8 protein-coding genes are annotated in these 13793 nt (G+C 71.2%); 3 read left to right on the forward strand and 5 right to left on the reverse strand.

Annotated elements, in window-relative coordinates; all coding sequences use genetic code 11:
• Window positions 1-2: 2 nt before the first annotated feature.
• Window positions 3-716, reverse strand: coding sequence for an endonuclease III domain-containing protein (locus VZQ01_RS26110; RefSeq protein ID WP_426744975.1), 714 nt, complete (start codon window positions 714-716; stop codon window positions 3-5).
• 162 nt (window positions 717-878) lie between these two features.
• On the reverse strand, window positions 879-1385 hold the full coding sequence (locus VZQ01_RS26115) for a GNAT family N-acetyltransferase (protein ID WP_223747092.1): 507 nt from the start codon (window positions 1383-1385) through the stop codon (window positions 879-881).
• 201 nt (window positions 1386-1586) lie between these two features.
• Between VZQ01_RS26115 and VZQ01_RS26120 the strand changes: the two genes are divergently transcribed.
• Entirely contained in the window at window positions 1587-7736 is a 6150-nt protein-coding gene (locus VZQ01_RS26120; protein WP_426744976.1) for a hypothetical protein, read from the forward strand.
• A 71-nt stretch (window positions 7737-7807) separates the two neighbouring features.
• Window positions 7808-8722: an NlpC/P60 family protein gene (locus VZQ01_RS26125; protein WP_426744977.1), complete on the forward strand. Its 915-nt coding sequence runs from the start codon at window positions 7808-7810 to the stop codon at window positions 8720-8722.
• A gap of 14 nt (window positions 8723-8736) precedes the next feature.
• Here VZQ01_RS26125 and VZQ01_RS26130 read toward each other — a convergent pair whose 3' ends face one another.
• Both VZQ01_RS26130 and sitA5 read right to left on the reverse strand, forming a co-directional pair.
• Entirely contained in the window at window positions 8737-9087 is a 351-nt protein-coding gene (locus tag VZQ01_RS26130; protein WP_141324046.1) for a DUF2019 domain-containing protein, read from the reverse strand.
• Complete coding sequence (sitA5, locus tag VZQ01_RS26135; RefSeq protein WP_223747094.1) at window positions 9087-10442, reverse strand: SitA5 family polymorphic toxin; 1356 nt, start codon at window positions 10440-10442, stop codon at window positions 9087-9089. The genes VZQ01_RS26130 and sitA5 overlap by 1 nt, the downstream gene beginning before the upstream one ends.
• 162 nt (window positions 10443-10604) lie before the next feature.
• Between sitA5 and VZQ01_RS26140 the strand changes: the two genes are divergently transcribed.
• A complete protein-coding gene (locus VZQ01_RS26140; protein WP_223747095.1) occupies window positions 10605-11027 on the forward strand; it encodes a hypothetical protein in 423 nt (140 codons plus the stop codon).
• Window positions 11028-11061: 34 nt separating this feature from the next.
• On the opposite strand, the gene VZQ01_RS26145 is transcribed toward VZQ01_RS26140, so the two are convergent.
• Complete coding sequence (locus VZQ01_RS26145) at window positions 11062-13665, reverse strand: protein kinase domain-containing protein (protein ID WP_426744978.1); 2604 nt, start codon at window positions 13663-13665, stop codon at window positions 11062-11064.
• Window positions 13666-13793 lie beyond the last annotated feature (128 nt).

The raw sequence follows: 13793 nt of genomic DNA on the forward strand, positions 1-13793 counted from the left end.
CGTCAGCGAGGGTTCGTCACGCCGACCTGCCGGCAGGCGCTGAGCACCGGGCACGTGGAGCACCTGGGGCGCGAGCCCGTGCACACGTGCTTGCCGAAGGGTACCAGCAGGCGGTTGAGCTCCACCCAGTACCTGCGCGGGAGCTGGGTCTCGAGCGCGGCCATGGTCGCCTCGGGCGTGGTGGCCTTCACGTAGCCCCAGCGGTTCGTCACACGGTGCACGTGGATGTCCACGCTGATGGCCTCGTGCCCGCAGGCGATGCCGAGCGCCAGGTGCGCGCACTTGGGGCCCACGCCCTTGAAGGACTGGAGGACACGGGCATCGCAGGGCAGGGTGCCCGCGAACTCGTCCCGCGTGCGCACGGCGATGGCGTGGAGTTGATGGGCCTTGGCTTCGTGGAAGGTGACGGGGCGGATGAGTGCGTCGATGGCGGCGGTGCCCAGGCGCGCGAGGGCCTTGGGTGTGGAGGCGCGCTCGAGCAGCCGGAGCGCCGCGGGCAGGCTGACTTCATCCAGGGTGCGGATGGAGAGGATGCAGGCGACGAGCTGCTCGAAGAGGCTGTCGTGGCCCCGGGCGGACAGCGCGAACATCGCCGCGTCCGCGAAGTCGCGCACCGTGTGACGCACGCGCGCGAGCACGTCGTCGATGTCGAAGGGGACCTTGTCCGGGCGGGGCGCGGGCTCGGAGACCACGGCTGCTTCGGGCCGTGCCCTCACGGTCCTCGCGCTCGTCGGTGACGGTGCCCTGCGGCGTCCGGGAGGCTTGGGTCCTCTTCCCGCCATTCAGTCCCCCTCCTTGTCCGAGAAGATGGGGACAGGGAGGAGCACTGACCCGAAGGGGCTCAGGGGACGGTGGCAGGGCAGGGGGGCGGGGGCGCTTCAGCTCGCGGGCTTCGTGAGGTCCAGCGCGTACCAGTGGTCGCAGCCGAAGTGGCCCGTGCTTCCCAGGGGGGCGCAGAGTGGCTCGAAGCCGAGGCGGCGGTAGAGCTTCTGCGCCTGTGTCATGGAGGCGAGCGTCTCCAGGTAGCAGCGCTGGAAGCCTGCCTCGCGCGCGAAGTCGAGACAGCGGCGCAGCATGCGCTCGCCCGCTCCCAGGCCACGCGCCTCGGGGAGGAAGTACATCTTGCGCAGCTCGCACACGCCCGGGTCTCCGCCCTCCAGCGGGGCGATGCCGCCGCCACCGATGACGCGGCCCGCGCGCTCCACCACGAAGTACGCGTGGCGCGGGCGCGCGTAGGCGGTGCTCATGGTGTCAACCTCGGGGTCGTGGATGGCGAAGCCGGGACCATCGGCTCCGAACTCGGGCATCACCGCGCGGATGACGCCCGCCACGGCGGCATCATCCGTGGGTCGGATGGGACGCAGGGTCAGCTCGTCGTTGCTCATGGGGGCGGACGCTCCCACGGAATGCGAGGTGGGGCCAGGGGGACTCCGGGCGTGACGGGTGCGTCGGAGTGCGTGCACCCGTTGTGCACCTGCCTGCACAGGTGCCACCCGGACGACGCACCTGGAATGAGGGGGCGGCTTTCCACGCGCTGGATATCCCAGGCATTCTGGGTGGCATGTCCGTTGTAGAGGGGGAGCTTCATGTACTGCCCTGATTGCCGACAGGAGCGCCTGGGTCAGTTCCACCAGTGCGCACTCTGTGGCACGGCGATGACCTCGCGGCCTCGTTCCGAGCTGGACGCGGAGCTCGCTCACGTCCACTTCCTCCTGTCCGAGCTGGCGCGCTGGGATGCCACCGAGGTTCCCCCCAACGTCCGTCGCTTCCTGTCCGAGCGCTACGAGCGTCAGGCCCGAATCCTCCTCTCCGTGCTCGCCGAGTCGCCGGCGCCGGTGACGGCGAATCGGGCGGCGCCGCCGCGCACGGAGGACGGCGCCGCGGCGGCTGGCGGCGGAGCGCCTTCGCGCCCCGGTGAGTGGCCCGCGGTGGTTCCCGATGTGGATGGGGTGCACGCGGGGGCCACGGTGCTGCCCGTGACGGGCTTCGTGCAGGGAGCGGAGACGGTTGCCGCGGAGGCCGCGTGGCGGTCGAGCGAGGCCGGGACGCGCGATGCCGCGGAGCCGTCCGTGCGGGGCCCGGGAGATTCCACGGCGAGCGGCGCTTCGGTGATTCGGGAGGCGGGCGGAGCGTGGGGCGCGGAGGCGTCCTCGCAGCGCTCGGGCGAGGCGGTGAAGGCGTCTTCTCAGCGCTCGGGCGAGGCGGTGATTCGGGAGGCGGGCGGAGCGTGGGGCGCGGAGGCGTCCTCGCAGCGCTCGGGCGAGGCGGTGACTCGGGAGGCGGACGGAGCTTGGGGCGCGGAGGCGTCCGTGGCGAGTGGCGCCTCGGTGATTCAGGATGCCCACGGCGCAAGGGGTGTCACGTCTGGCGCTGATGTGGCCGCGGAGCATCCGCAGGCGGGTCTGTCGTGGCGCGAGGGTGATTCTGTTCCTGGCGCGGACGCGTCGGTGGCGAGTGGTGCCTCGGTGGGGCGCGACGCTCACGGTGTGAGCGAGGTCACGCCGGGCTCGGAGCGTCCGAAGACGGGCCTGCCGTGGGGCGAGGGTGAGTACGTACCTCGTCCGGATGCCTCCGTGACGCGAGATGCGAGCGGCACGTGGAGCTCGGGTGAATCCGCGTCGCGTGCCGATGATGGGCACGCGTCGAGCACATCGGCGGCGTTGCGTACGGAAGGTGCTTCCTCTGCTTCGAGAGACGAGGCGAAGCGTGAGGCCGAGCGCGCCGCGAGGGCGGCATCGACGCGACGTCCAGGCGCTCGCGCGTCGCCGCATGCTCGGGTGTCCGGACCGGGCGCCGAGGCGCATCCGCTCCCCGAGGACGCTTCCGCGCCGTCGTTCGAGGCGCCGCAGCCTGGGGGCCCGACGGCCCGGTTCGTCGAGCAGGCCTCGTCGTGGAATCGCGTGTGGAAGCCGTTCCTCTACGAAAGCATCATGTGGTTCGTCGGGGCCTTCCTCGTCCTCTCGGGCCTGCTCTACTTCGTGTTCGAGCGTTGGGCCGGGATGAGCTCCGTCAGTCGCTCGGTGGCCATCTTCCTGGCCACGGCGGGGGCCTCCGCGTTCTTCTCCATCATGGGCGCGGTCCTCGGGCGGCGCGAGGCCCTGCGCGGTCCGGGGCGCATCCTCGGGGTCATCGGCTCGGCGGCGGCTCCCCTCGCGGGCATTGCCTTGTCGCCCACCGGGTTCGGCGACGGCAACCTGGGGCCGTGGTGGCTCACTCCGGCGCTGCTGGTCTGGGCGGGAGTCTCGGCCTGGTTCGTGCGCAAGCCCGCGGAGGCCTTCGATGCCCCCTCGCGTCCCTTCGTCCAGGCCTCGCTCGTCGCCAGCATCTTGATGATGGGACTGGCTCCGCTGGCCGCGAGGCTCGGGGGCGCCGCGCTGTGGCTCAACCTCCTGCCGTGCGTGCTCTTCTTCCTGCTGTCCTCGCGCACCCCTTCGAGTCCTCGAGAAGGGAGCGCGCTGGCCTTCGCGCTCGCCGCGCCGCTGTACCTGCTCATCGCCTACGCGGTGCGCCTGCACCTGGCGCTCGTCCACGCGGGGGCTCCGCCCGACGCGGGCCTCTATGCGCCCTTCGTCGCGTTCCTGCTCGCCTCCGCCCATCGCTTCCGTGCCCTGCCCGCCGAGCGCGCGACGGACACGCTGTCGCTGGGCGTGGTCTCCCTCCAGGCGATGTGCCTGGTCGCCGCCATCGGTGCCCCGCCGCCCACGTTCTTCGTCACCGCCGCCGTCATCACCTGGACGCTGCTGTCGCTGGCGAGCGGCGCCCTCCATCGCCTGCCATGGGTGTATCCCGCCTATGCCGCGCTCTACTTCTCGTATGCCACCAGCGGCCAGCTGGTGCCGGGGCCGCTGAAGCGGCTGCTCGACACGCTCAAGGCCTCGCTCGGCTATCCCGTCGCGGAGCGGCTGCCCGTGCAGTACGGCGCGCTGACGGCGCTGCCCTTCGTGCTCGCGGGCGTGGTGCTCGCGGTGTCGCGGCTGTGGCGCGGTGAGCGCACCGGACAGGCGCGCGACGTCGCCTTCGCGGAGGTGCTGCTGCGCTGCACGGCCGTGGCCGGCGTCCTCTTCTCCTTCCACGGAATCGCCGGTCCCGACGCGCGCCCGGCCCTCTGGAGCGTGCTCGGCATGTCGGTGGTGTGTCTGGGCACCGGCCTGCTCGTGGACCGCTTCTACCTGAAGGTCGTCGGCGCGCTGCTGATGCTGGTGGTGCCGCCGCTGGCCATCCAGGTCCTCTCGGTCGAGGCCGCGTCCGTGGTGGCCGGATTGCTGGCGCTCGGACTGTCGGGCGTGTCCCTGGTGTGCACCGCGCGCACGCGGACACTGGTGGCCCCCGTGGGGGGATTGCTGGCCACGGCCGGCTTCCTGATGGGGCTGTTCAGCGACTTCGGCTTCACGCCGATGGCGGGCGCGGTGCTGTGTGGCGCGAGCATGCTCGTCATCGCGTGGAGCCTGCGCAACGCGTACGTCGTGGCCTACGCCGTCCTGCTGGCGGCCGCCCTGGTGCCGAAGCTCGCGCTCCAGGTGTCCGTCACGGCGATGGCCTTCTCGCTGGTCTTCGTCGCGCTGGCGCTCGCCGTCGTCGCCGAGCGGGGCCGGCTGCTGCGGCAGCTGAGCGGGGTGGCGGTCTTCTACGCGCTCTTCGGGTTCCTGGCGGGAATCATCGGCACCGTGAGTGGCCTGGGCGTGGTGATGCTCTTGTCGGCCGGAGCCATCGCCGTGGTGTCTCGCACGCTCCCCCTCGCGCGGCCCCTGGCGGTGTTCATCGCGGCCTTCGCGCTGCTGCCGGACCTGGGGCGCTCGTTCTCACCCTGGGGCGGGCTGATGACGCCGGCGATGTCCATGGGGGCGTTCATCCTCTGGGCCCTGGGGTCTTCACTGAGCGCGGCGCGCTGGGGGCGCAGCCCGAGCACCACTGTCGCGGCGCTCGTGGCGTGGACCTTCCCCTTCCTCGCGGTCGCGGAGGCGAAGTCCTGGCAGGAGAACACCTTCATCCTCGCCACGGCCTTCGCCGCGCTGCTCACCGCGAGGGCCATGCCCGCCGCGCTCAGCGTCGGCGTGGCCGCGCTGTATGCCGCCATCGGCCTGTACGCCACGGGGCCCATGGCGCTGCTGGGCCTGGCCACGGTGCTCGCCGTCCTCGCGGTGCTCGAGGAGGTCCCCGCGGTGCTGCGGGTGGGCGCGGGGGGCCGCCGCTTCGCGATGGTGGCGACGGTGGCCTCCGCGCTGGTGATGGTCCCCACGGTGGTGCGCTGGGACGATGCGCCCCCCGCCTGGATGGCCCTGGGCGCCATGGCGCTGCCGCTATTGTGGACGCGCGCCACGCGTCAGCCCTTCTTCGCGTGCCTCGGTGTGCCCTTCGCCTTCGTGGGCTTCCTGGCGATGGGTGGGGACACGCCCACGTGGGCCTTCGCGCTGCCGCTCTTGTCGCTGGCCGTGACGCGGGCGGTGGAGCATGTGCCCGGCTTCAGCACCCTGTTGCTGCGCTCGAACGAGGTGGCGGTCCGCAACCGGCTGTCGCTGGGCATGCAGGTCAGCCTCGCGCTGCTCACGCCGATGGTGCTGCTGACGTCGTGGATGGGGCCGCTGCCGGTGTACTTCCTCACGGCCTCGCTGGCGCTGATGCCCGGGCCCATGCCGTTCCTGCGCGTGTGCGGCGCCTCGCTGCTGCTCATCACCGTTCCCGAGGCGCGGCCCATCGTCACGGTCCTCCTGCTGGCGCTCGCGCTGGCCGAGCACCACGTGGCGCCGAGGCTCTGGGCCTTCTTCCGCAGTCCGCCGGACGCGCAGCTGCGTCAGGTCTCCGTCATCACCGCGCTGGTCATCGCTGCGCTGCCCGTGCTGGAGGACCCGTCGCCGTCGAGGCTCGCGGGCCTCGCGGGTGTGGTGGCCGCGTCCGCGTTCCTCCTGTCCCTGCGCTGGCTGTTGGTGCCGGCGCTCCTGGGACTCGCGCTCGCGTGCGTGGGGCAGACGGAGACACGCCACTTCCTGGAGTGGCGGCCCGAGGCGGGGCTGCCCATCGTCGCGCTGGCGCTGGGCGCCGCCGTGCTGTCCGCCTTCTGTCAGTCGGGGAGCGTGCAGCGCTCGCTCAACAAGGGGGTGGGGCGGTTGATGCCCGGCCTGGGCGGCACGTGGAGCGAGCCCCTGTGGGCAGGGAGCACGGGTGTATTGGGGCTGCTGCTCCTGGCGAGGCTCGCGGCCACGGGGCCTGGAGCGCTCGCGCCGCACGTGGCGCTGGGGGCCGGAGTGACGTCGCTGGTGTTGATGGCGACGCGCGAGCGGTGGATGGCGAATGTGGCCACGGTGCTGCTCGGGTTGTCGCTGGTGGCGGCGGTGCCCTTCGTGTGGGTGCCCGCCGCTGTCAGTGGCGCGGGGCTGGCGCTGTGCGTGGCGGGCATGTTCCTGGATGCGCGAGGGGTGCGCGTGGGCGCGGCCCTGCACCATGGCGGTTGGGTGCTGGCGCTGATGTCGCTGTCGGCGCTGCGCGACCTGCGGCACATCGGGACGCCGCTGTGCTTCGTGTTCGGTCTGGGGGCGGCGTGGGCGGTGGTGTGGCGCCGGAGCGAGCGCGAGGCGGCGGGCTGGCTGGCGTCGCTCGTGGCGGCGCATGGCGTGATGATGCACCTGGGCGCGGTGTTCTCCACGGGGCGTGGCTCGGAGTTCATCCTCCCGTACCTGGGCGCGCTCAGCGGGCTGCTCGCCGCGCTCGCCCTGTTCGTGGCGGGCCGGGAGGTGCGTCGGGGCGTGGGGCTGGGCTTCACCGTCGTGGCGCTGATGGAGGTGATGTTCGGCCTGGGGTTGCTGGGGCCGCAAGGGGACGCGCTGCGCGAGGCGCTCGTCGCGTGCGGAGCGCTGGCGGTGCTGCTCGTCGCGCTGGTGCGCCATGCCTCCCGGGAGGAGGACGAGCCCGCCGCGTTCCTGGCGCAGGCGGTGCTCGCGCTGGGGTACCTGTCCATGCGCATGCTCGGCATGGGAGCGCAGCCGAACTCCGGAGACAGCCTGGCGGCGCTGGTGGGCGGCGCGCTCTTCACGGGCCTGTACTTCTTCGTGCAGCGCGAGGGCTCGGGGCTCACGGTCTTCCGGAGGCCCGCCTTGTGGGGCGCGTACCTGTTCCCGATGGCGGGCCTGCTCTCCGCGCCGTGGGGCGAGCCGCTCCAGGTGGCCGCGCTGCTGGTGGGACACGCCGCGCACTTCGCCGCGCTGGCCTCGCATCCGACGCGCAGGGGCTCGGCCTCGCTCGCGTCGGTGGTGGCCTTCAACGTCGCGCTCTTCCTGGTGTGGCAGGGCACGGGGCACGGCGAGCCGCAGTTCTACGTCATCCCCGCGGGCCTCTCGCTGCTCGCGCTGCTGCGCGTGTTCCGGGGCGCCATCGAGCAGGACACGTATGCGCGGCTGCGCGCGGTGGCCGTCACCGTCATCTACGTGGCCGGCGCGTGGAAGCCGCTGATGTTCGACGACGGTGGGGCGATGCTCCTGTGCGTGTTCCTCTGCGTGGTGGGCGTGGGCTTCGGCATCGCGTTGCGCATCCGCTCCTACGTGTACCTGGGCACCGCGTTCCTGGTGACGTGTGTGGCGGCGAACCTGGTGCGCTTCGGCATGAGGGACCACCGCGTCGCGGCCGCCTCGCTGTTCATCATGGGCCTGTTCGTCATCGGCTCCATGGTGATGCTCAGCGCCCACCGTGCCGCACTCCTCCAGAGGTACACGCGGGTCCGCGCACTGCTGTCCACCTGGGAGGGGTGACACTTCGAGTTCTTGGCGACGGGCCCCACCTGTGGGATTGAATGCGGCCGCCTTTGTTGGAGGGTCGTCGGTTGTCCAGTCCTCGCCTGCTCGCCATCGTTCCGCTGTGTGCCCTCATCGGCTGCGCCACCGTGAAGTCCCGCGACGTCGGGACCGCTCCGGAGGTGATGCCTTCTTCAGTGCCGGAGTCCACCGGGGAGGGCACCCAGGTGCCCGCGTCCGACACGACTCCGGCAGTGGCCCCCGAGGCTGCGTCCGCGAGCGAGATGGTGGCACCGGTGGTCGCGGAGGCACCTCGCGGCGAGCGTGCGCCGGCCGTCGTCGCCACCGTGATGTCCGAGGAGAGGGCCCGGCCGCTGGTGACGGGGGTCATCTCCGCCGCGCTGGAGGCCGTCGCGCTGGTCACGAGTCCGGCGACGGACTCCGCGGGGTTCTGGGAGGCGTACCGCACGCCGATGCAGCTGGCGCGGCTCATCGTGTCGCGCTCGATGCAGCTCGTCGGTGAGCGCAACCTGGGGCGCGTGAGCCGGGGGATGCCGAACGACTGCTCGGGCTTCGTGCGGCTGGCGTATCTCTCCGCGGGCATTGATTTGGTGGCGCACGGCTTCCTCGCGGGGGAGAACGCCGTCTCGGCCATCTTCCGCCGCGCGACGCAGGGGGGCCGGCTGCACCAGCACGCGCCGCGTCCGGGCGACCTCGTCTTCTTCCGCGAGACGTATGACCGCAACCGCGATGGTCGCCGCAATGATGGGATGACCCACATCGGCGTGGTGGAGGCGATTGGAGAAGACGGCACCGTCACCTTCATCCACCGAGGCAGCAAGGGCGTGGCCCGCAGCCGCATGAACCTGGCCCATCCGGACAAGCACCAGCTCTCCCAGGGGGGCCCCGTGGTGAACGACTTCCTGCGCCCGGCGAGCAAGGGCTCTCGCGCCTATGTCACGGGGGAGCTCTTCGTCTCCTACGCGTCTCCCGAGGGGCTGTAGATTTCCGGTGGTGGCTACTCCGGGTCCAGCGCCCAGGTTCCGTTCTCCCAGTGTTTCAGGGTCATGATGGCGTCGAGGGCACCGACGCCTCCTTCCTTCGCCGCCGCCTCCAACACGGCCTTGGCTTCTTCCGTCCGGTAGCGGAGCAGAAAGCCCGCCGCCATGGCGCGAACGTCCGTGCGGGGATGCGTCAGCAGGACTGTGAGGGCTTCTCGACCTGCGTTCCCCTGGGCTCGGAGTTGCTGAAGCGCCGCGATGTACTGCTTGGCGTGGCGGTTGCCCGTCCTGGCATCTCCTCGCCGGATGGCATCGGTCTGGGCCGCGACGTTCTTCGCGATTCGCTCGACCAGTTCCTCCAGCGTCATCACCAGAGCCCCTTGCTCACGTTCTCGATGGCCAGCAGTCCGAACTCGCGCTGCGCCTCATACGACTGCGTGCTCAGCCACTGCCTCACGGTCTGTGTATACGACTGCGTGATGGGATGGCGAATCGATGAGTAGAGGGCGCTGACCTCCGTGTGCAGGTCCTTGTTCAAGGGGATGATGTTCTCGGTGTTGTGGAGGGACTGGGGGCCGAAGCGCGTCACATTGCCCGGGGTCTGCTCGACGATGTGGTGCCACTGCTTGTCCTGGCCCGCCGGGCCCATTGCCTTCTTGAATCCACTGAACGAGCCCCAGGCCTTGTAGCCCGTAGGACGCGTCTTCGCGGAGGCTCCGCCTCCCTTGCCGCCGGCCGCCATGGCCACCGCGTTGGGCGCGAGGGCGATGGTGACGGTCTCCGCACTCACCGCCACCGTGCCGACGTCCGCGACCGCCGCGAGCCTGATGCCCAGCTGGGCTTCGGCCTGCACCGCCGCCTGCGAGGCGCCGGGAAACTTTGGCACCTTCGCCCCCAGGCCCGCCGCCGTGTTTCCAATGGCGGCGGTGGCCAGCATGGCGAACGCTCGCGCCGCGTTGCGGCCCATGACCTGGCCGTAGCGCTCTCCCGCCTCGCGTAGCTCGTCGAACGTGGTGGCCTGCTCTGCCTCCTCCACCAATCGCTTGAAGCCCACGATGAGGCTCCAGAAGGTATCGACCCCGACATAGGCGATGAGCGAGGCGGTCATCACCGCGGCCACGCCCTTCGAGAGAGGCTCGGGCACCGCGAGCAGGATGCAGTACGTGGTCCACGTCCAGAGAACCGCCGCCATCACGGCCTGTGGGTCGGCCAGGTCCTTGAAGGCATCCATCATCTCTTCCCACACGACGCCCTGTGCCAAGGCCATGGCCAGGGCGTAACGGCCATCGCCGGTGACAGTGGAGGTCTCCACCAGGATGCGCAGACAATCGCCGGGCTTGTTCGAGCGTTCGCACCAGCGCAGGTAGGCACGCGTCAGTTCCACCTCGGTCGTGGGTGGTTCGCCCTCCAGGTGGGCGCCCGGTCCCAGCGGGATGACACGATGAACGCGTGGCTCGTACAGGTACGCACCGCTGCGCGAACCCACCTCGAACAACCGCCGGGCTGCATCCTGGGGATGGGGGGATGGCCGCACGCTCTGGGTTAGCGCTTCCACGGCTTCAACGAAGTCGTCTTCGTCCAACTCCACTGGCGCGCCATCGCCGCTGGTAGGGGTGAGGATGGTGGGCTCGCCGTGGCCCGTGTGCAGGCGCACGGACTTCGTGGTGCCGCTGCATCCGGCCAGCATCACGAGCAGTAGAGGAAGCGCCCATCGTGGCGGCATGCGGAGCCCTCGCGCTGGCTTCCGTTCGCGGAAGCCCATCGTCGACCTGTGGTCGTGGAATATTAGTTGGACCAACTCCTACGCGTCTCCCGAGGGGCTGTAGATTTCCAGTCGACATCCCGCACCCCGCGTGGCTTTGAAGCTCCGCGAGGTTGTTGCGTCATGTCGGGCATGAGAATCGCCCTGCTTGTCGGTGGTCTGTTGCTCGCCTCGGGCTGTGTCGTGCACTCGCGCTCCGAGCCGCGCCCCGGTCCCTCGCGGCCTCCGCCCCGCCCGTCCTCCATGTCCTACAAGGAGGCCGTGGACCGGGGCTTCGGGGAGTGTCGCTCGCGCCGCTATGACTGCCGCCTCAAGGAGGCGCACCGCACCGGACGCGATGTCTGGAAGGTGAAGTTCGAGGCCTCGGCGCCGGGCGCCCGGGGCCACCTGCACCTCGAATACGACGCCTTCTCCCGCAACCTGCTCAGGGTGGACGAGAAGGTGAAGGCACGCCGGGACAGGGACGACGATTGGGATGACGACGACCACCACCATCACGGTCGCGGCAAGGGCAAGAAGAAGGGGCACGCCCACCGCGACGACTGACGCGCGCCGCGCCCGGGACGGGATTCCCGGGCCTTCAGCCGCCCTTCTTGTTCAGCCGCTGCAGGGCCCGGTTCGCCTCGGCCTGACCGCAGTCTCCGCTCTTGCCGACCTCCAGCTCCGCGAGGCGGACGAGGGCGGGGACGGCGTCCATGTTGCCCAGCACGCCCAGCCTCCGCGCGGCGAGCCGGCGCAGCTCACACTCCTTGGCCTCCAGCGCCTTGGCGTAGCCCTCGACCAGGTCGAACCCGTCCGTCTCCTTCGCGGCGTCCAGGTAGCGCACCGCTCCCCACTGCTTGAGCGAGAAGTCGCTCTCCACCAGGTCGATGAAGTACGGACGCACCCGCTCCCGGGGGATGTTGCTCAAGAGCTTGCGCAACTCGTCGGAGTCCTTGCGGCCGTAGTCCTCCGCGAGCCCGTCCAGAATCGAGTCCTCCACGCCGGCGCGACCCTCGTCGTCCAACGTGGCGAGCAGCACCCGCTCCTTGTCGTGGTTGCCGAGCGCGTGGTGCGTCGCCGCGAGCGCACGCCGCACCGAGGCCTGCTTCTGCTCCTCGTTCGACGTCGCGTTCAGCAGCGCGAGCGCCTCCTCCGTCCTGCCATCCTCCAACAGCGACAGGGCCTTCACCGCGGGGCGATTCAAGTGCCACACCCACGCGGCGACGAGCAGCAGGAGCACCCCCACCACCGCACCCGCGTGCTTCGGCTTCGCGCGCGCCAGGGCCACGGTGGCCTGGGCGCGTGCCTTCAACTTCGCGGGCGTCAGCTCCTCGCGCAACCACGGCCCCGCCACTCGCAGCGACTGTCGGGGCGAGAAGTCGCGCACGCGCTGGAGCCGCTCACGGGCCCGCTGGGTCATCGAGGCCCAGGCCACGCCCGTCCTGCGCAGCGCCGGAGCGATGTGCACCGCGAGCGCGCTCTGCTTCTCGAAGCGGCCACCGAAGGGCGGCCCCTCGGCCATCCGCAGGCAACGGTACAGCTGGAGCTGCTCCTCGCGGCCGGGCAGGGTAATGGAGCCACACGGCTCCACCTCCGCCTCGGCGCGGTTGCGCGCCAGGTTCACCGCCTCCGTGAAGGTGACCTCACCCGCGGCGGCGACGTGCTCCACCGTCTCCACCACCTCCATGGGCTCGCCCAGCACGGTGTCGGCGGTGAGCAGCACCTCGCCCGCGTGCAGACACACGCGCACGTTCAGCCGCTCCCCGTCGGGCAGCGACTGGTTGTGGCGCCACAGCTTGTCCTGCATCGCCATGCCGCACAGCACCGCCGCGGTGGGCGAGCGGAACACCACCAGGAGCGCGTCGCCGCGCTTCTGCACCAGCCGTCCGTCGTGCTCCTTCACCAGCGGAATCAGCAGGCGGTCATGCGTCTCCAGCATCCGCGCGTTCTCTTCGTGCGTCTGCCGGCTGGTGCGCTCGGTGAAGCCCTGGATGTCGGTGAGCATCACCGTCAGGTTCTGCGGCTTCACCACCGAGTTGCTGCCGGACAGGGACGGGCCCGCGCCCGACGGCCGCGTGCCGAAGGCCGCCGTGCCCGTGCGCACCATGCCCGGCGGAAGACTGTGCGCGCCCGAGGTGGCCACCGCGCCGTACGCGGCCGTCCCCTGACTGATGCGCTGGGACGTGGCGGGCACCGGAGCCTCCGCGCCGCCGAACACGGAGGTCCCGGTGGGACCGGGCGTGGCCACCACGGGCGTCTCGCCCGTGCCGAAGACGGACGTGCCCGAGGGTGAGGTGACGGTGGCGGGCATCCCGACGTAGGCGGGCGTGCCCAGCCCCGGCGTCAGCGAGGAGAGCGAGGCGTGGGCCGCGGCGAGGGCATCCGCCAGCTCGTGCGCGCTCTGCGTGCGCTTGGCCGGGTTCTTCTCCAAGAGCTTCATCACCAGCGACAGCAGGCCGATGTAGCGCGACAGCGACGGGGCGGCCCGGTCCAACGGCAGCGGCGCGTGCGAGGCGTGCTGCGCGAGGAAGTGCCGCGCCTGGGGCCCGTCGAACGGCAGGCGCCCGGAGAGCACCCGGTAGATGAGCACGCCGAAGGTGTACAGGTCGCTGCGCGTGTCCACCTTCGCGCCCACCGCCTGCTCCGGCGACAGGTACTCGGGGGTGCCGAGCACCACGCCCACCTGGCTGACGTTGCTCTGCGCGTCCGGCTCCACGAGCCGCGCGATGCCGAAGTCGAGCAGCCGCGCCTGCTCACCGCGCGCGCCGGGGGAGATGAAGACGTTCTCCGGCTTCAGGTCGCGGTGGATGATGCCCTTGTCGTGGATGGCGGCCAGGCCCTCGGCGAGCTGGTGGAGCAGCGGCAGCGCGCGCCCTGGCGGCATGGGCCCCCGGGTGAGCACGTCGTAGAGGCTCTCGCCCTCCACGAACTCCATCACCAGGCAGGCGTGATCTCCCGACTCGCCGAAGTCGACGATGTGGACGACGGCGGGGTGCTCGACGGCGGAGAGGAGGCGGGCCTCGCGCTTGAAGCGCTCGGCCATGCCGGGCTGGGCGTTGAGGTCGTGGTGAAGGACCTTGATGGCCACCTTGCGGCCCAAGGAGACCTGTTCACCCAGGTACACTTCCCCCATGCCGCCCGAGCCCAACGGACGGAGGACTCGGAAGCGACCGTCGAGGACGAGAGAGTCGGGAGCCAGCACGCCGGGCGCATCTTGTCCGACTTCGCGTTCGCGCGCATGACGAACCGCACGGGGGCGGCCCTGGGGCCGCTCTGCCCCTCCGGCTGCCCCCCGGGCGGGGGATTGCCATAAATTTCGGGGGCTTGGGC

It is taken from the genome of Myxococcus faecalis, assembly GCF_050039385.1.
GTDB classification, from domain to species: Bacteria; Myxococcota; Myxococcia; order Myxococcales; family Myxococcaceae; genus Myxococcus; species Myxococcus fulvus.

Excerpts from the sequence above, each read along its gene's own strand:
- VZQ01_RS26115 (WP_223747092.1), bottom strand. The coding sequence starts at position 1,385 with ATGAGCAACGACGAGCTGACCCTGCGTCCCATCCGACCCACGGATGAT.
- VZQ01_RS26120 (WP_426744976.1), top strand. The coding sequence starts at position 1,587 with ATGTACTGCCCTGATTGCCGACAGGAGCGCCTGGGTCAGTTCCACCAG.
- VZQ01_RS26130 (WP_141324046.1), bottom strand. The coding sequence starts at position 9,087 with ATGACGCTGGAGGAACTGGTCGAGCGAATCGCGAAGAACGTCGCGGCC.
- sitA5 (WP_223747094.1), bottom strand. The coding sequence starts at position 10,442 with ATGCCGCCACGATGGGCGCTTCCTCTACTGCTCGTGATGCTGGCCGGA.
- VZQ01_RS26140 (WP_223747095.1), top strand. The coding sequence starts at position 10,605 with ATGTCGGGCATGAGAATCGCCCTGCTTGTCGGTGGTCTGTTGCTCGCC.